Below are 17,194 nucleotides of genomic sequence, written 5' to 3'. Positions count from 1 at the left end.
TGGTGGGGGAGCGGGGGCGCGAGGTGGGTGGTGAGGGCTACCGGTTGGTGGTGACGCGCCGCGCGGTCACCATCAGCGCCCGGGAGCCGGCCGGTCTCTTCCACGGGGTCCAGACGCTGCGGCAGCTGCTGCCCGCCGCCGTCGAGAAGGACACCCCGCAGCCGGGGCCCTGGCGGGTCGCCGGCGGCACGATCGTCGACGCGCCGCGCTACGCCTACCGGGGCGCGATGCTCGACGTGGCCCGGCACTTCTTCACCGTGGAACAGGTCAAGCGGTACATCGACCAGCTCGCCCTGTACAAGATCAACAAGCTGCATCTGCACCTCTCCGACGACCAGGGCTGGCGCATCGCCATCGACTCCTGGCCCCGGCTGGCGACGTACGGCGGCTCCACCCAGGTGGGCGGCGGGCCCGGCGGCTACTACACCAAGGCGCAGTACCGCGAGCTGGTGCGCTACGCCGCGAGCCGCTACCTGGAGGTCGTGCCCGAGATCGACATGCCGGGTCACACCAACGCCGCGCTGGCCTCGTACGCCCCGCTGAACTGCGACGGGATCGCCCCGCCGCTCTACACCGGCACCGAGGTCGGCTTCAGCTCGCTGTGCGTGCCCAAGAAGATCACGTACGACTTCGTGGACGACGTGGTGCGGGAGGTCGCCGCGCTGACCCCCGGGCGCTATCTGCACATCGGCGGCGACGAGGCGGACGCCACCAGCCCGGCCGACTACGTCACGTTCATGGACCGGGCGCAGCGCACCGTCGCCCGCTACGGCAAGACGGTCATCGGCTGGCACCAGCTCGTCAACGCGCGGCCGGCCAAGGGGGCGGTGGCCCAGTACTGGGGCCTGACCGGCAAGGAGAAGGAGGTGGCGGAGGCTGCCAAGGCCGGCACGCCGCTGATCCTCTCGCCGGCCAACCGCTCCTATCTGGACATGAAGTACACCAAGGACACCCCGCTGGGGCTGGACTGGGCGGGTTATGTCGAGGCCCGGCAGTCCTACGAGTGGAACCCCGGGGCGTATATCGAGGGCGCGCCGCGCTCGGCGATCCTCGGCGTGGAGGCGCCGCTGTGGTCGGAGACGATCTCCACCAGTGACCACATCGAGTACATGGCGTTCCCGCGACTGCCCGGCATCGCGGAGCTCGGCTGGTCCCCGGAACGGGCGCTGAACTGGGAGTCCTACCGCACGCGCCTGGCAGCGCAGGGCCCCCGCTGGACGGCGCTCGGCATCGACTACTACCGATCGCCCCAGATCCCCTGGCCGTAAGGCCGCCCCACGCAACCGCCCAGCCGGCCGGTGGCCGGGGTCGCGGGCCGGCTGCCGAGGGGCCGGGGGCCGGGCCCCTCGGGGCCGGTCAGTCGGTCGGGAGCGCGAGCTCCCGAGCGATGAGCATGCGCTGGACCTCGCTCGTGCCCTCGCCGATCTCCAGGATCTTCGAGTCGCGCCACATCCGGGCCACCGGATACTCGTTCATGAAGCCGTAGCCACCGTGGATCTGCGTGGCCTCCCGCGCGTTGGTGACCGCGATCTCCGAGGAGTACAGCTTGGCGATCGCCGCCTCCTTCTTGAAGGGCTCGCCGCGCACCAGCCGCGAGGCCGCGTCGCGCCAGGCGAGCCGCGCGGTGTGGGCCCGCATCTCCATGTCCGCCAGCTTGAACTGGATGGCCTGGTTGGCCCCGATCGGCTTGCCGAAGGCCGTACGGGTCCGGGCGTAGGCCACCGACTCGTCCACACAGCCCTGGGCGAGTCCCGTCGCCAGGGCGGAGATGGCGATGCGTCCCTCGTCGAGTATCCGGAGGAACTGCGCGTAGCCCCGGCCCTCCTCGCCGAGGAGGTTGCCCGCGGGCACCCGGCAGTCGGTGAAGGACAGCTCACGCGTGTCGGACGCGTTCCAGCCGACCTTGGAGTAGGGCGCGGCGACCGAGAAGCCGGGCGTGCCCGCCGGGACGATGATCGCGGAGATCTCGGGGCGGCCGTCCGGCTTGCGGCCGGTGACCGCGGTGACGGTGACCATGCCCGTGATGTCCGTGCCGGAGTTGGTGATGAAGCACTTGGTGCCGTTGATCACCCACTCGCCCGTGGCCTCGTCGAGCCGCGCGGTGGTGCGGGTGGCCCCCGCGTCGGAGCCGCCGTCCGGCTCGGTCAGCCCGAAGGCGCCGAGGATCTCGCCCGAGCACATCCGCGGCAGCCAGGCGCGCTTCTGCTCCTCGGTGCCGAAGCGGAACACGGGCATCGCGCCCAGCGACACCCCCGCCTCCAGGGTGATCGCCACGGAGGAGTCCACCCGGGCCAGCTCCTCCAGCGCCAGGCCGAGCGCCAGATAGTCGCCGCCCATCCCGCCGTACTCCTCGGGGAAGGGCAGCCCGAACAGTCCCATGCGGCCCATTTCCCGGACGATCTCGTACGGGAACTCATGGCGCTCGTAGAAGTCGCCGATCTTGGGCGCGACCACGTCGTGGGCGAACGCCTCGACCGTGCGGCGCAGTTCCTCGTGCTCGTCGGAGAGGCGGTGGTCGATCGTCATGGCGTCACTGCTCCTGGTGGGAGGTGGTGCCGGCGAGGGCACGGACGGTGCGGGACGGGCTGGGTCGGCCCAGGTGGTCGGCGAGCCAGACGCTGGTGGCGACGAGGCGGCCGAGATCGACTCCGGTCTCGACACCGAGGCCGTGCAGCATCCACACGAGGTCCTCCGTGGCGAGGTTCCCGGTGGCGCTCTTCGCGTACGGGCAGCCGCCGAGGCCGCCCGCCGAGGCGTCGACGGTGGTGACGCCGTGCTGGAGCGCCGCGAGGGTGTTGGCCAGCGCCTGGCCGTAGGTGTCGTGGAAGTGCACGGCGAGCGCCTCGGTGGGGACGCCCGCGGCGTTGAGCGCCGTGAGCAGCTCGCGCACATGGCCCGGCGTGGCCACGCCGATGGTGTCGCCCAGGCTCAGCTCGGAGCAGCCCATGTCGATCAGCCGTCGGCCCACCCGCACCACCTGGTCGACGGGCACGGCGCCCTCCCAGGGGTCGCCGAAGCACATGGAGAGATAGCCGCGGACCGTGCCGCCGGCGGCGCGTGCCTCCTCGACGACCGGGGCGAACATCGCGAGGGCCTCGTCCACGCTCCGGTTGAGGTTGGCGCGGGCGAAGGACTCCGTGGCGCTGGCGAAGACGGCGATCCGCCGGGCGCCCAGGGCCAGCGCCCGGGCCAGGCCGCGCTGGTTGGGCACCAGCACGGGCAGCTCGGCGGGCACGCCGTCGAGCAGCGGCATCAGCTGTTCGGCGTCGGCGAGCTGCGGCACCCAGGAGGGGTGGACGAAGCTGGTGGCCTCCACGGTCGTCAGCCCGGCGGCCACCAGCCGCCGGATGAACTCGGCCTTCACGGCCACGGGGACGACGGTCTTCTCGTTCTGGAGGCCGTCGCGGGGGCCCACCTCGTGGATGCGGACCCGGGGCGGCAGCCCGGCCGCGGGAACCACCATGGGCAGGCCGTGGGGCGTGGGGGTGGTCGCGGGTGCGGGCGTGGTCATTTACGGTGCCTCCTGCCGCTCGGGGGGCTCCTCGGCCCCGGCGTGCGGGGCGACCACGGCCAGCACCTGGTCCATGGCGACCGCGGCGCCGACCGTCGCGTCCAGCTCGGTGACCACCCCGGCGTGCGGGGCGGAGATCACGTGCTCCATCTTCATCGCCTCGACCACCAGCAGGCTCTGCCCGGCGCTCACCTCGTCCCCGACCGCCGCCTTGACGACGGTCACGGTCCCCGGCATGGGCGCGGTCAGCGCGTCGGCGCCATGGGCGCCGGCCGCGCCGCGCAGGGCCGCGGCCACCGGGTCGTGATCCTGCAGGTGCCAGCCGTCGCCGTCCCGGCCCAGCCAGACCCCGTCGGGGCCGTGGGCGACGGAGAAGGTGTGGGTCATCCCGTCCCAGGCGACGGTGACCCGCTCGGCCTCGGCGGTGACCAGCCGGGCGGCGACCGGCGGCGCGTCACCGATGCGCACCTCGGTGGCGCCGTCCGCCGCGGGGCGCAGCCGGACCTCCACCGGCTCCCGGCCGGGGACCCGCAGCGGGCACACGGTCCAGGCCGGCTCGCCGCCGAGCCGGAAGCCGGACGGCACGGAGAACGGGTCGACCCAGCCGGTGCCGGGGTCCGGCGCCGGCTCGGCCCGGCGCAGCAGCGCGGCCGCGGCGTGCACCTCCGGCGGCACGGCGCCCGGCACGAGCGCCGCCGCCTCCCGGTCGACCAGCCCGGTGTCCAGATCGCCGGCGACCACGGCGGGGTGGGCCAGCAGCCGCCGCAGAAAGCCGGTGTTGGTGTCCACGCCGAGGACCGCGGTGTCGGCGAGGGCCGTGCGCAGCCGGCGCAGGGCCGTGGGCCGGTCCGGGCCATGGGCGATCACCTTGGCCAGCATGGGGTCGTAGGCCGTGCCGACCTCGCTGCCCGCGGTCAGGCCGGAGTCCGTGCGCACCCCCTCGCCGGACGGCTCGCGCAGCGCGAGCACCGTGCCCGCGGAGGGCAGGAAGTCCACCCGCTGCCCGTCGGGGGCCACCCGGGCGGTCTCCGCGCAGATCCGGGCCTCCACCGCGTGGCCGGCGAGGGAGATGTCGCCCTGGCCGAACGGCAGGCGCTCCCCGGCGGCCACTCTGAGCTGCCACTCGACCAGGTCCAGGCCGGTGATGAACTCGGTCACCGGGTGCTCGACCTGGAGCCGGGTGTTCATCTCCATGAAGTAGTGGGCGGCGGGGTCGCCGCCCGGGACGATGAACTCGACCGTGCCGGCGCCCTCGTACCCGCAGGAGCGGGCGGCGGCCACGGCGGCGGCCCCCATGGCCTCGCGGGTGGCGGCGTCCAGCAGCGGGCTGGGCGCCTCCTCGATGATCTTCTGATGGCGGCGCTGGAGGGAGCACTCCCGCTCCCCGAGGTGGACCACGGTGCCGTGGGCGTCGGCCAGGACCTGGATCTCGATGTGCCGGGGGCGGTCGATCCAGCGCTCCACCAGGAGCGTGTCGTCACCGAAGGACCCGCGGGCCTCCCGGCGCGCGGCCGCGATCTCCTCGGCGAGCCGCTCCTCGGCGCGCACCAGCCGCATGCCCTTGCCCCCACCGCCCGCCGAGGGCTTGAGCAGCACGGGCATGCCGATCTCCCGCGCTGATGCGATGAGTTCGGCGTCGCTCAGGCCGCTGCCGGTGGAGCCGGGCACCACCGGCACCCCGGCCTCGCGCACCGTCTCCTTGGCGCGGATCTTGTCGCCCATGAGCTCGATGGCCCCGGCCGGCGGGCCGATGAAGACCAGCCCGGCGTCCGCGCAGGCGCGGGCGAACGCGGCGTTCTCCGCGAGGAAGCCATAGCCGGGGTGGACGGCCTGGGCACCGGTGCGGGCCGCGGCGTCCAGCAGCCGCTCGGGCGAGAGATAGCTCCGCGCGGCGGCGGTCGGGCCGATGCGCACGGCCGTGTCCGCCTCCCGGACATGGCGGGCGTCGGCATCGGCGTCGCTGAACACCGCGACCGAGCGGATGCCCAGGGAGCGCAGCGTGCGGATGACCCGGACCGCGATCTCGCCGCGGTTGGCCACCAGTACGGTGTCGAACACTGTCGGTTTCCCCCTCACATCCGGAAGACGCCGAAGCCCGGCGCGGACGGCTCTCGCCGGGGCAGCGGCGCGTTGGCACACGCGGTCAGCGCCAGCCCCAGCACGGTGCGGGTCTCCAGGGGGTCGATCACGCCGTCGTCCCACAGCCGGGCGGTGGCGTAATAGGCGTTCCCCTGGGTCTCGTACTGCTCGCGGATCGGGGCGCGGAAGGCGGCCTCGTCCTCCGCGCTCCACTCCTCGCCCCGCGCCTCCAGCTGGTCCCGCTTGACGGTGGCCAGCACGGACGCGGCCTGCTCGCCGCCCATCACGGAGATCTTGGCGTTGGGCCACATCCACAGGAACCGCGGCGAATAGGCCCGGCCGCACATCGAGTAGTTGCCCGCGCCGTACGAGCCGCCGATGACGACGGTCAGCTTGGGCACCCGGGCGCAGGCGACGGCGGTCACCATCTTGGCGCCGTGCTTGGCGATGCCCCCCGCCTCGTAGTCCTTCCCGACCATGAAGCCCGAGATGTTCTGGAGGAACAGCAGGGGGATGCCGCGCTGGTCGCACAGCTCGATGAAGTGGGCGCCCTTCTGGGCGGACTCGGAGAACAGGATGCCGTTGTTGGCGACGATGCCCACCGGGTGGCCGTGGACGCGGGCGAAGCCGGTCACCAGGGTGGTGCCGAACTCGGACTTGAACTCGGCGAACCGCGAGCCGTCCACCAGCCGGGAGATCACCTCCCGGACGTCGTACGGCGTGCGGGAGTCGACCGGGACCACGCCGTACAGCCCCGCGGGGTCGACCGCGGGCTCCTCGGCCGGCTCGACGGACCAGGGCAGCGGGCCGCGCTCGGGGAGAGTGGAGACGATGGTGCGCACGATGCGCAGCGCGTGGGCGTCGTCCTCCGCGAGGTGGTCGGTGACGCCCGAGATCCGGGAGTGGGTGTCGCCGCCGCCCAGCTCCTCGGCGGTGACCACCTCGCCGGTGGCGGCCTTCACCAGCGGCGGCCCGCCCAGGAAGATCGTGCCCTGCTCGCGCACGATCACGGCCTCGTCGCTCATCGCCGGGACGTACGCCCCGCCGGCCGTGCAGGAGCCGAGCACCGCGGCGATCTGGGGAATGCCGGCCCCCGACATCCGCGCCTGGTTGTAGAAGATCCGACCGAAGTGCTCCCGGTCCGGGAACACCTCGTCCTGCAGGGGCAGGAAGGCCCCGCCGGAGTCCACCAGATAGACGCACGGCAGCCGGTTCTCCAGCGCGACCTCCTGGGCGCGCAGATGCTTCTTGACCGTCATGGGGTAGTACGTGCCGCCCTTGACCGTGGCGTCATTGGCCACGACGACCACCTCGCGGCCCGAGACCCGGCCGATGCCGGCGATCACCCCGGCCGCCGGCGCCTGCCCGCCGTACATCCCCTCGGCGGCCAGCGGGGCCAGCTCCAGGAAGGGGGAGCCGGGGTCGAGCAGGGTGTCCACCCGGTCCCGCGGCAGCAGCTTGCCCCGGGCGGTGTGCCGGGCGCGCGCCGCCTCGCCGCCCCCCAGCCGTGCCACCGCGAGCCGCTCCCGCAGCCCGGCCGCCAGGGCGCGGTGCGCCGCCTCGTTCGCCCGCCAGGCGTCGGACGCCGGATCGGCGGCGCCGGTGAGCACTGGTGCCTGCTCCATCGACCTGAGCCCCCTTGCTCGGTTAATGAGCGTTAACCCAACGCCTTCAGGTTAACGACCGCTAACGAATCTGTCTAGAATGAATGTTCATGAGCACCAACGCCGCGCCGGGCACCGGCGCCGCCGCCCGTCCCGCGGCCTCCGCCCGCCGGGAGCAGATCCTCAAGGAGGCCGCCCGGCTCTTCGCCGAGCGCGGCTTCCACGGCGTCGGCGTCGATGAGATAGGGGCGGCCGTCGGCATCAGCGGGCCGGGCCTCTACCGCCACTTCCCCGGCAAGGACGCGATGCTCGCCGAGCTGCTGGTGGGGATCAGCGGCCGGCTGCTGGCGGGCGGCAAGCGGTGCGTGGAGCGGACCGACGGCCCCGCGGACGTGGTGCTCGACGCGCTGGTCGAGGGGCACATCGAGTTCGCCCTCGACGACCGCTCGCTGATCACCCTGCACGACCGCGAGCTGGACCGGCTCCGCGACAGCGACCGCAAGCTGGTGCGCCAGCTCCAGCGGCAGTACGTCGAGCTGTGGGTCGAGGTCGTGCGCGAGGTGTACCCGGCGCTCGTGGAGAGCGAGGCGCGCGCGGCGGTGCACGCCGTCTTCGGACTGCTCAACTCCACCCCGCACCTGGGCCGGCCGGGCTCGCTGCCGGGCCGGGACGCCACCGCGGCCCTGCTGCGCCGGCTCGCCCGCGGCGCGTTCGCCGCGGCGGTCCCCGATTCCGCCGGCGAGGCGTGACCGTCCGCGCGACCGCCGTATGAATTGTCGTATTCAGAAGCTACGATCAGTGCGCTCTCGCCGCTGAGCCGTGCGTCATCGTCATCGATATCCACCACCGTGCTCGCGGTGTCCACAGAGGGCGCGACACGACCATTCCCGGAGGATCGATGGCTCTCGACAACGCCCATTACGACGAGAAGCTCGCCAGCGTTTACGACCAGATGTACCCCATAGAATTCGACACCGCCCAGGCCGTCGAGTTCATCGCCTCTCTCGCGCCCGCGAACGGCCGGGTGCTGGAGGTCGGCGTGGGCACGGGCCGCATCGCCGTGCCGCTGGCCGAACGCGGCTTCCAGGTCCACGGAATCGACGGTTCCGAGGCCATGCTGGCCAAGCTGAAGGAGCGGGACGAGCAGGGCCTGGTCACCACGCAGCAGGGCGACTTCACCGAGGTCGGCACGGGTCTGACCTTCGATGTCGTCACCCTGGTGCTCAACACCTTCTTCGTGGCCGTCACCAAGGAACAGCAGCTCGGCTGCCTGCGGCTGGTGCGCGAACAGCTCGCCCCCGGCGGCCGGTTCGTCCTGGAGGCGTTCGACCCGGCGCCGTACCACTGCCTGGAGAAGCCGGAGCTCTCCATGCGCCACCTCGACGAGGGCGCCATCATGCTGGACACCCTCGCGGTCGACCGCTCGCAGCAGCTGATGCTCGGCACGCACACGATCATCGACGGCGGGCGGCCCGAGACCCGGCAGCACGTGCTGCGCTACGCCTTCCCGTTCGAGATCGACCTGCTGGCCGAGCTCGCCGGGCTGCGGCTCGTCGACCGCTGGGAGGACTGGACGAAGCAGCCGTACACCGCGCGCAGCCTGCGCCATGTCTCGGTGTACGAGCACGCGTCCGAGACGGCCTGACCGCCGGTCAACCGCGCGGAGTTGGGCGACCGCGCCCGGTCTCCGCGGGACGGCCCGTACGGTGTGCGCGAGCGCGCCGGGGCTAGCGTAGAGGCCCGCCATCTGTCAACTAGACTCACGCAAAGCCTTCGCCTAGTGTCCTCGTCGTAGTGGATCAAACGGGGAAGGTTGTGAACCACTGTGGGGATTGTCTGTGCCCGTGAAACGGGTGTGGCGGCCGGGCCTGACCAGCCTTTGAGCGCCACGATCACGCCGGCGGGGTGTCGCTGCGGAGAGCTGAACACCTTCGCCTTCGACGCCACGGGGGTGGCGAAGCTGACGGACCGGGAGCGCGAAGTCCTGCTCCTGGTCGGCGCGGCACTGCCGAACCGCGTCATCGCCCGACGGCTCGGCATCACCGAGCGGACCGTCAAGGCGCACGTGGCGAGCATCGTAGAAAAGCTCGGAGTGGCCTCCCGCCTGGAGGTCGCCCTGGTGGTGAACCTGCACCACGAGCTCATCTGTCCCGAGGGACACTGTCCTCCGGGACACCTCCCCAAAGGCCAATAGCCGGGGACTCGACCGACGGTCGAGAATCTGACTGTGCCGAAGGGCGCCGCGGACCACGGGCCGCAGGCCCGGAATTCGCGTACCACCCCGAGCGAAAAGCAATGTCTCCATTGCCGCATGCGTGAATGCGGGTCATTCACGCATGCCGCTCGACGGTGAATTCCTTTACCAATGGAGGAGCACCACATGCAGAAGAACCAGGACCTCGAGATCATGGAGCTCGTCGGCGGTTTCGAGGCCTACGCCGAGGCGTCGGAGCTGAACATCGAGGGCACCGTCGACGCCCCGGCGGCCACCCCGACGGCCACCATCGTCTACACCAAGTTCTCCGTGGCGAGCGTTTCGCTCACCGCCAAGCACAGCTGCTGATCTCGCTGATCCGCATATGAGACGGTCCTGGGCGCGGCGCATGCGCCCAGGACCGCCCGCGTAGGGCCCGGCGGGACCGCGCGGGTCACGGAGCCCGTGCCCGACGGCGGTGGGCTCCGCCGAACCCCGCCCATTGTGCGTCATTCGTGCCCCGGGTCGTCGCCCCCGAACGCCACGATCATGGCCGCGTCATCACGACCGGAGTACCAGCGTTGAGTCGTCATGTCTCAGTCCTCATGCCGTTCGTGCCCGCACGGGCCGAACAGGCGGCGCCCTTCGCCGCCTTCGTCCAGTGGCGCGGGGCCCATGCCCTCTGGCAGGGCCAGGGGGTGGCCGTCGAGCAGCACCAGATCTTCACCCAGCTGAGCGGCATGGGGATGCGGGTCCCCTTCGGCATCGGCGTCTCCCTCATGCCCCTGCGCCACCCCGTACTGGCCGCGCTGGAGGCCCGTACGCTGGCCGTCTCCTCCGGGCACCCGGTCGTCGCCGGATTCGGCCCCGGCGCGCGCTCCTTCCAGGCCATGACCATGGGCGCGCCCTACGCCAGTCCTCTGACGGCGGCGCGCGAGTACCTCACGCTGGTGCGCGCCCTGCTGGCCGGCGAGGAGGTCGAGCAGCGCGGCACCTACTACTCGTACACCGGTGGGCTGCCCAAGGTGCCCGCGCCGCCGGTGACGCTCGGGCTGGGAGTACTGCGGCCCGGCATGGCCCGGCTGGCCGGCGAGATCGCCGATGTCGCGATCACCTGGCTGACCCCGCCCGGCTACGTCCGGGACGTCCTGGTGCCCGCGCTGCGCGAGGGCGCCGAGGCGGCGGGACGGCCGATGCCGCGCATCGTCACCTTCGTGGGCACCGCCCTGGCCGGCGACGGCCGCGACCCGGTCGCGATCCTCGCCCAGGGCAGCTCGGGGCACTTCGAGGGCCCGCACTACCGCGACATGCTCCGCCGTGCCGGCGTCGAGCTCGACTCCGCCGACCACGAGGACATCGCCCGCAGCATGCTCGGCCTCGGCGGGCTGCTCGCCGGCGACACCGCGGAGATCGGCGCGGGGGTCGCGGCGTTCCACGACGCGGGCGTCGACGAGGTGGTGCTCAACTGTGCCGGCGTCGCCATGCACCACGGGCCGCGGGCCGTCCTGGGGGACCTGGAGTCCCTCTTCACCGGCAACGACTGGTGAGGCGCGGGCGATGACGAACGGGGAGACGCGGGGCGGGGCGGACGGCCGCGCCGGCGAGCGGGTGGGTGCCGGTGCCGTGCCGGCGAAGGCCGCGCCGGCGAAGGACGAGCTCGCCGCGGGCCAGCCGGTCGCGGACGAGCAGGCCATGGGCGGCGGATCGCGGCCCGCGCCGCTGCTGCGGGTCCGCCGGCTGCTGCTGGTGGGTACGGGCTCCGCCTCCGCCGTGGACCTGCCGAGCTGGGTGGGCTGGCTGCGCGCGACCCACCCGGACCTGGAGATCCAGGTCGTACTGACCCGCAGCGCGGAACGTTTCGTCACGCTTCAGGCCGTCACCGGGATCGCGGGCCGCGCCGCGCTGAGCGACAGCTGGCCGGACGAGCCGGCCGTGGCCGCGCGCCATGTCGAACTCGCCGAGTGGGCGGAGGCCGTTGTCATCTATCCGGCCACCCTCCACTTCACCGGGCGCCTCGCCCAGGGGCTCGCGGACAGCCCCGCGCTGCTCGCCGCGCAGTGCACCGCCGCGCCGGTGGGCGTGGCCCCAGCGCTGCCGCCCGGCGGCGCGCAGAGCCCCGCCTACCGCATGCACGTCGCCGCGCTGGAGGCGCGGCCGAACGTGGTCGTGCTGCCGCCCGTGCCCGGCCTCAGCCAGACCACCGGCCGCATGGACAGCTGGGCCCCCGGCATGCTGCCCGATCTGCTGACGCGGCTGGAGCGCCGCCGCAGGGAGATGGCCGCGGCTGCCGCCGCCGCGCCGACCGCGGCTGCCGCGCCGACCGCGGGCGGTCGGGCTCCGGACGGTCGGGGTGCGACGGCCCGGGGCGCCGTGGGGCAGGGCACGGAGGGCCCGCGCCCATGACCACCCGCTCCACCGCCGGCACGCCCGCCACGCCTCGTACGCCCGCCGCATCCCGTACGCCCGCCGAGCCCCGTACGGATGTCGTCACCGCCTATGGCACAGGACTGTTGACGACCGAGGTGCGGGCCACCGAGGACGGGTTCCTCTGGCTGCGTGCCGCCGGGCCCGCCGCACCCTCTCCGTTCCGCCCCTCCTCGGAGGCGCTGCGCACGGCCTGTGCGGCGATCGGCGAACAGTACGGTGCGCGGCTGGTCATGGGGCAGGAGACCGCCGCGTCCCCTGGCGTCCGCCGCTACCGCGCCGGGGACCGGGAGTCCGCCGCGCACTATCTGCTGCTCGGCGGGCCCGACGCCGTACCCGGCGGCGCCGCCGCCCTGGAGCGCGCCCTGCGGGGCGTGGGCGCCCTCCTGGCCGCCCTGCACGCCACCCCCGTGCCGCCCGCCGGGGGCTCGCCCGTCCCTTCGGGCGTCCTGCGGCCCGCACGCGGGCTGGAGCGGCTGCACGCGTGGCTGACGGGCGACTCGGCCGACAGTGCCGCCCCCGCCCGGGGCTCGGCCGCGGGCGCCGCCCCCGCCCCCGCCCACAGCCCGGCCGGGAGCGGTGTCCCCGCCGTGTCCGCCGCCGAACTGCTCGGCGCCCGCATGAGCGCCGTCGCCCAACATGCCCTGCGCGCCTGGTGCGCGGAGGCGCTCGCCGTACGGAGCGAGGCGGAGCCGGCCGTGCTCTCCCATGGCGCGCCCGGCCTCGGCTCCCTGGTGCCGGCCCCCCGCTCCGGCACCGCCGCCCTGCTGACCGGCGAGGACCTCTGCCTCGCCCCCTGGCAGTACGACCTGGGCTGGATCGTCGGCGAACTGGTCGAGATGCGCTGGGCGTACGGCGGTCAGCAGGGCGGCGGTGCCTGGCAGCGGCTCCTCGACGCGCTGGCCGACGGCTACGGCCGGGGGCTCGGCGACCAGTGGCACCGCTGGGCGGCCCTGCGGGTGGTCCTGCACGCCCACGACACGCTGGCCTACACCACCGGCGGGGAGCGGACCGCGGCCCTCTACGCCGCGCTCGCCGCCCGTCTCGTCGAGGGCGGCGCCCGGTGATCGCCCGGCTGACCCTCGACAACGGCCTCCGGGTGGTGCTCGACCCCACCCCGGCGGGGCCGATCGCCTCCGTCGCCGTGCACTACGGCGTCGGCTTCCGCTCCGAGCCGCCGGGGCGCGCCGGCTTCGCCCACCTCTTCGAGCACCTGATGTTCGAGGGCAGTGAGCACTTTCCCGACCGGGGGTACCTCGCGGAGGTACTGGCCGCCGGCGGACAGGCCAGCGGGACCACCCACCAGGACTACACGGACTACTTCCACACCGTCCCGGCGCATCTGCTGGAGCGGGCGCTCTTCGCCGAGGCCGACCGGATGCGGGCGCCCCGGTTCACCGAGCGGGGCCTGGCGGAGCAACTGGCCGGGGTGGAGCGGGAGATTCAGGAGGCGGTGCACGAGGCGCCGCTCGGCGGGTTCCCGTGGCCGCTGCTGCCCGACGTGCTCTTCAACACGTTCCCGAACGCCCATGACGGCTACGGGGACACCCGTGCCCTGGCCGGTGTGACGGTCGCCGACTGCGAGGCGTTCTTCCGGGAGCACTACGCGCCGGGCAACGCCGTACTGACTGTTTCCGGCGGCGGCGACCCCGAACGCGTCGCCCGGCTGGTCACCCGGCACTTCGGTGACATCGCCCCGCGCGCCGTGGCCGCCCGGCCGGCCCTGGCCGAGCCGGAGCCCGACGAGGACCGGGTGCGGTTCCGCACGGCGGGCCGCGCGACGGGCGGTGAGGGCGCCGTGGCGGTCGGCCACCGCCTGCCGGACCCCACCGCCGACCCCGAGGGCTACCTCGCCCATCTGGTGCTGGCCCGACTGCTCACGGACGCCGGGCGGCGCTCGCCCGCCGCCCGGATCGCCGACGCGGCCTGTGGGTTCTTCGGACCGTTCGACGCCCTCGACCCGGACGTCTTCGTGGTCACCCTGCGGCACCCCGAGGGCGACCCACTGGACGCCGTACTGGCCGAGCTCGACACCCAACTCCGCGCGGCGGCCGCGGGACTGCCGGGCGCCGTCGTGGCCACCACGGTGGGCCGCCTGGCCGCCGAGCTGCACCGGACCGGCCACGGCCCCCTGGCCCGCGCCCGCGCTCTCGGCCGCCTGGAGGTCCTCTACGGGCGCGCCGAGCTCCATGACCGGCTGCCGGATCTGGTGCGCGCCGTGGGGCCCGGGCGGGTGGCGGCGGCCGCTCGTAGGCTCCTCGCCGCGCGCCGTGCCGTCCTCGTGATGACCCCCGCGTCCGCGAGCGCCCGGGGCGGCCTCACCGCCGTGTCCGCCGCTGTCACCGACGGGACGCCCGCCGGTGGGCCGGAGGGCGGCCCGGGCACCGGAACTCCCGCCGAGCCCACGCCGAGCGGGGCCGCTCCCGCCCAGGGCGCCCCCGCGCAGGGCGGGCCCGCCATCAGCGCCCCTGACATCAGCGCCCCCGGCATCAGTACTGCGGGCGAGCAGCCCGCGGCGCAGGCGCCCTCTCTCCGTACTGCGGCAGACGCCGGAGACCGTACGGGGGCCGACACCGGCTCCGGAGACCGTACGGGGGCCGACACGGGCGCCCGTACGGTGGTCGGCACGGGGGAGCGGCCGGAGGCCGCCGCGCGTGCCGCCGTACGGTCGGAGGCCACCGCGGGTGCGGCGGGCCGGCCGCCCGCGGGCGCCGTACGGCAGGGCGCGCCCCGCCCGGGGCCCCGGACCGGTCTGCGGTTCGAGGGCTGGGCCGGCGGCGAGGCGGGGCCCGCGGCGCACCGGGTGGTGGCCGTACGGGACGGCCGCGCGCCCCTGTGCGAGGTGCGGCTGCGGCTTCCGCTGCGGCCGGGCACCGCGCCCGCGGAAGCGTTTCTCTTCGCCGAGGTGCTGAGCGCGCGATGGGCCGCCCACCCGGCGCTCGACGGCGACCGTACGGTGACCGTGGTCGGTGGCCGGGTCCACCTGGACGGCCGGCTGGTCTCCCCGGCGCCCTCCGGCCGTGCCGCGCTCCTCGCCGAACTGGCCTGTGCTCCGCTGCGCGAGGACGAACTGCGGCGTGCCGCGCCCCGGGCCGGCGCCGCCCTGCGGGCCCGGCGGCGCACCCTGGACGGGCTGCTCGACCATCTGCTGCCGCACCTCCTGGCGGGCGGCGGCCCCTCGGTGCCGCCGCTCGCCGACGCGCTGCCCGCCGAGGCCGTCGCCCACTGGGCCGGCCGGTGCCCGCCCTGGGCCGGTGGCGGCCTGTTCGCCGTGGTCGGGGACCTCGACCCGGACGCGGCGGCCCGCGGCGCCCTGGACGCCCTGGCGGCGCCCCGCCCCGGGCAGGAGACGGCCGGCCCCGTGCGGACCGGCCAGGGGGCCGGCGCCGGGTCGCCCGGCCCGGCGAGCCGCCCTGCCGCCCGGGAGGGCCTGACACGGCTGCGCCTGCCCGGCCCGCCGCGGCTGGTGTGGACGGCGCACGAGCCGGCGCTCGCCGCCCGGCCCGCGGTCGAGGACCTCGCGGTCCGCTATCTCGCGGCCGGTGTGCTCGGCAGCGGCCATCCGCACGCCCGGCTCACCGTACTGACCACGCCCGAGGCGCCCCTCGGCTTCCCGGTCTTCGCCGGCCGCGACAGCCGCTACGGCGCTCCCCGGATCTTTGTGACCGCCGACCTGCCCCGCGCGGGCGCCGTCGCGGCAGCCGCCCTCGTACGCCGCGAGATCCGGCGCCTGGGCGAGGTGCCGCCCACCGACGCCGAGGTGCGGGCCGCCCAGCGGTACTGCGGCGGACAGCTGTACTCCGCGTTCGAGACCCAGGGAGAGCTGGCCGACATGGTCGCCGCCTGGGAACTGCTCGGGCTGGACTCCGGCCGCGCGGCCGCGTTCGCCGACGCGGTGGCGGACCTGTCGCCCACCGCCGTCGCGCGCACCTGCGCGGAGGTGTTCACCGTGCCCCCGTTCACCGGCGTTCTCGTCGGTGAGACGGCCGACCCCCACGGGGCCCCGGCCCCCGCCACGTCCGAGGTGACCCCATGACCCGCACGTCCGCCCCCGCCGAAGCCCCGGCAGAATCCGCCGTGGAGATCCCGGGCGAGGACCCCGTGAAGGACCCGGCCGAGGCCCCGGGCGGCACGGCCCCCGGCTCGCCGACGCTGCTGCGCTTCCGGCCCGTCGAGCTGGCCGCCGCGCCGGAGGTCGAGGCCCTGCTGGAGCGGCTGGGCCTCGGCCCCTTCGACCGCTCGACCCTCACCGCGCTGCCGGGCCGCAACGACACCTGGGCCGGCACCACCCGCTCCGGCGCGCCCGTCTTCGTCAAGCGGCTCACCGGGCCGGCGGACGACGTACGGCGCCGCATGCGCCGCACCCTCGCCTTCGAGCACACGGTCGCCGCCGCGCCGGCCGGCACCCTGCGCGGCCCCCGGCTGCTCGGCAGCGACGAGGACGCGGGACTGCTGGCGTTCGACTACCTCGAAGGGGCGCGCAGCGGCATAGAACTGATGCTGGACCGCGAGTTCACTCCAGAACTGGCGCGCACGGCCGGGGAGGCGCTCGGCCTGCTGCACGGCACCCGGGTCGGCAGCGAGCCCGCCGGGCCCGCCGACCGGGGCGACGACGCGCCCGCCGCGGCCGCCGACCGGGGCCCGGAACTCGACCGCGTGCCCCCGCCGTTCCCCTCCCTCGACCTGTTCGAGGCGCTGCCGCTGGAGATGTACGAGGAGTCCAGCAGCGCCGAACTGGAGACCTGGCGGCTGATGCAGGGCGACGAGCCGCTGATGGAGGCCGTGGCGGCGCTGCTCGACGCCGAGCGGCGGGCCCCGAAGGTCCCCGCCCACTGCGATCTGCGCATGGACCAGTTCCTGCTCGTGGGGGAGGCCGGGCGGGAGCGCCTGCTGGTCGCCGACTGGGAGGAGTTCCGGCTCGCCGACGCCGCCCGCGACATCGGTGGCTTCGCGGGCGAGTGGCTGCACCGCTCGGTCCTCGACATCGTCGCGAGCCGCGGCGACCGGGACGCCGACGCCCTCGCCGAGGCGGGCATGAGCCGCGAGACGGTGCTCGCCCGGGGCCGGGACAACCTGCTGCGGCTGCGCCCGGTCATCGAGGCGTTCTGGGCCGGCTACCGGCACACCCGCCCCGACGCCGACCCGGACCTGGCGCGCCGGGCCACCGCGTTCGCCGGCTGGCACACCCTCGACCGGCTCGTGGCGCAGGCCGCCCGCGGCAACTACCTCCGGGGCATCGACCGCGCCGCGGCCGGCATCGGCCGCACCGCGCTGCTCGACCCGGCCCGCTTCACCACCACCCTCGGCCTCGGAGAGACCTCGTGACGGCACCCGCGCCCGTACCCGCCCGCCGGTCCGGCAGAATGGGGGGCGTGACCAGCT

At 74.7% G+C, this 17,194-nt stretch carries 14 protein-coding genes; 10 read left to right on the top strand and 4 right to left on the bottom strand.

Features of this window, described 5'->3' with window-relative positions; translation table 11 throughout:
* The coding region (locus ACSNOD_RS16545; protein WP_436767702.1) for a family 20 glycosylhydrolase at positions 1-1,268 on the top strand (1,268 nt) is incomplete at its 5' end.
* An 88-nt stretch (positions 1,269-1,356) separates the two neighbouring features.
* Here the strand turns inward: ACSNOD_RS16545 and ACSNOD_RS16540 are convergent.
* The 4 genes from ACSNOD_RS16540 to ACSNOD_RS16525 are packed head-to-tail and all read right to left on the bottom strand — an operon-like array spanning position 1,357 to position 7,215.
* Complete coding sequence (locus tag ACSNOD_RS16540; RefSeq protein ID WP_436767703.1) at positions 1,357-2,520, bottom strand: acyl-CoA dehydrogenase family protein; 1,164 nt, start codon at positions 2,518-2,520, stop codon at positions 1,357-1,359.
* A gap of 10 nt (positions 2,521-2,530) precedes the next feature.
* Positions 2,531-3,511 (bottom strand): hydroxymethylglutaryl-CoA lyase, encoded by a 981-nt coding sequence (locus ACSNOD_RS16535; protein WP_436767701.1) that lies wholly within the window; start codon positions 3,509-3,511, stop codon positions 2,531-2,533.
* Entirely contained in the window at positions 3,512-5,569 is a 2,058-nt protein-coding gene (locus ACSNOD_RS16530) for a biotin carboxylase N-terminal domain-containing protein (RefSeq protein ID WP_436767700.1), read from the bottom strand.
* A gap of 14 nt (positions 5,570-5,583) precedes the next feature.
* On the bottom strand, positions 5,584-7,215 hold the full coding sequence (locus ACSNOD_RS16525) for a carboxyl transferase domain-containing protein (RefSeq protein WP_436767699.1): 1,632 nt from the start codon (positions 7,213-7,215) through the stop codon (positions 5,584-5,586).
* An 89-nt stretch (positions 7,216-7,304) separates the two neighbouring features.
* Here ACSNOD_RS16525 and ACSNOD_RS16520 point away from each other — a divergent pair, with 89 nt between their 5' ends.
* The 9 genes from ACSNOD_RS16520 (at position 7,305) to lxmK (ending at position 17,137) form a co-directional block, all read left to right on the top strand.
* Positions 7,305-7,943, top strand: coding sequence for an SACE_7040 family transcriptional regulator (locus ACSNOD_RS16520; RefSeq protein ID WP_436767698.1), 639 nt, complete (start codon positions 7,305-7,307; stop codon positions 7,941-7,943).
* Positions 7,944-8,092: 149 nt separating this feature from the next.
* Positions 8,093-8,839: a class I SAM-dependent methyltransferase gene (locus ACSNOD_RS16515; protein WP_436767697.1), complete on the top strand. Its 747-nt coding sequence runs from the start codon at positions 8,093-8,095 to the stop codon at positions 8,837-8,839.
* Between the two features lie 234 nt (positions 8,840-9,073).
* Positions 9,074-9,388 carry a LuxR C-terminal-related transcriptional regulator gene (locus tag ACSNOD_RS16510; protein WP_436767696.1) on the top strand — a complete coding sequence of 105 codons (315 nt, stop codon included), beginning with the start codon at positions 9,074-9,076 and terminating at the stop codon, positions 9,386-9,388.
* A 186-nt stretch (positions 9,389-9,574) separates the two neighbouring features.
* Complete coding sequence (locus tag ACSNOD_RS16505) at positions 9,575-9,757, top strand: LxmA leader domain family RiPP (RefSeq protein ID WP_436767695.1); 183 nt, start codon at positions 9,575-9,577, stop codon at positions 9,755-9,757.
* Between the two features lie 236 nt (positions 9,758-9,993).
* The gene (locus ACSNOD_RS16500; protein ID WP_436767694.1) at positions 9,994-10,935 is read left to right on the top strand and encodes an LLM class flavin-dependent oxidoreductase; all 942 of its coding nucleotides are present in this window, start codon (positions 9,994-9,996) and stop codon (positions 10,933-10,935) included.
* 10 nt (positions 10,936-10,945) lie between these two features.
* Positions 10,946-11,791, top strand: coding sequence for a flavoprotein (locus tag ACSNOD_RS16495; RefSeq protein ID WP_436767693.1), 846 nt, complete (start codon positions 10,946-10,948; stop codon positions 11,789-11,791).
* Positions 11,788-12,879: a hypothetical protein gene (locus ACSNOD_RS16490; RefSeq protein WP_436767692.1), complete on the top strand. Its 1,092-nt coding sequence runs from the start codon at positions 11,788-11,790 to the stop codon at positions 12,877-12,879. The genes ACSNOD_RS16495 and ACSNOD_RS16490 overlap by 4 nt, the downstream gene beginning before the upstream one ends.
* On the top strand, positions 12,876-15,848 hold the full coding sequence (locus ACSNOD_RS16485) for an insulinase family protein (protein ID WP_436767691.1): 2,973 nt from the start codon (positions 12,876-12,878) through the stop codon (positions 15,846-15,848). The genes ACSNOD_RS16490 and ACSNOD_RS16485 overlap by 4 nt, the downstream gene beginning before the upstream one ends.
* Positions 15,845-17,137: a class V lanthionine synthetase subunit LxmK gene (lxmK, locus tag ACSNOD_RS16480; RefSeq protein WP_436767690.1), complete on the top strand. Its 1,293-nt coding sequence runs from the start codon at positions 15,845-15,847 to the stop codon at positions 17,135-17,137. The genes ACSNOD_RS16485 and lxmK overlap by 4 nt, the downstream gene beginning before the upstream one ends.
* Positions 17,138-17,194 lie beyond the last annotated feature (57 nt).

Source organism: Streptomyces sp. URMC 123 (assembly GCF_051386515.1).
Taxonomy (GTDB): Bacteria; Actinomycetota; Actinomycetes; order Streptomycetales; family Streptomycetaceae; genus Streptomyces.
Note: the sequence above shows the minus strand (reverse complement) of the source record. Positions and strands in the feature narration are given on the sequence as shown.

What these genes read in the sequence shown, in the direction of transcription:
- ACSNOD_RS16535 (WP_436767701.1), bottom strand. Translation starts at nt 3,511, where the DNA reads ATGACCACGCCCGCACCCGCGACCACCCCCACGCCCCACGGCCTGCCC.
- ACSNOD_RS16525 (WP_436767699.1), bottom strand. Translation starts at nt 7,215, where the DNA reads ATGGAGCAGGCACCAGTGCTCACCGGCGCCGCCGATCCGGCGTCCGAC.
- ACSNOD_RS16520 (WP_436767698.1), top strand. Translation starts at nt 7,305, where the DNA reads ATGAGCACCAACGCCGCGCCGGGCACCGGCGCCGCCGCCCGTCCCGCG.
- ACSNOD_RS16515 (WP_436767697.1), top strand. Translation starts at nt 8,093, where the DNA reads ATGGCTCTCGACAACGCCCATTACGACGAGAAGCTCGCCAGCGTTTAC.
- ACSNOD_RS16505 (WP_436767695.1), top strand. Translation starts at nt 9,575, where the DNA reads ATGCAGAAGAACCAGGACCTCGAGATCATGGAGCTCGTCGGCGGTTTC.
- ACSNOD_RS16500 (WP_436767694.1), top strand. Translation starts at nt 9,994, where the DNA reads ATGCCGTTCGTGCCCGCACGGGCCGAACAGGCGGCGCCCTTCGCCGCC.
- ACSNOD_RS16495 (WP_436767693.1), top strand. Translation starts at nt 10,946, where the DNA reads ATGACGAACGGGGAGACGCGGGGCGGGGCGGACGGCCGCGCCGGCGAG.
- ACSNOD_RS16490 (WP_436767692.1), top strand. Translation starts at nt 11,788, where the DNA reads ATGACCACCCGCTCCACCGCCGGCACGCCCGCCACGCCTCGTACGCCC.
- lxmK (WP_436767690.1), top strand. Translation starts at nt 15,845, where the DNA reads ATGACCCGCACGTCCGCCCCCGCCGAAGCCCCGGCAGAATCCGCCGTG.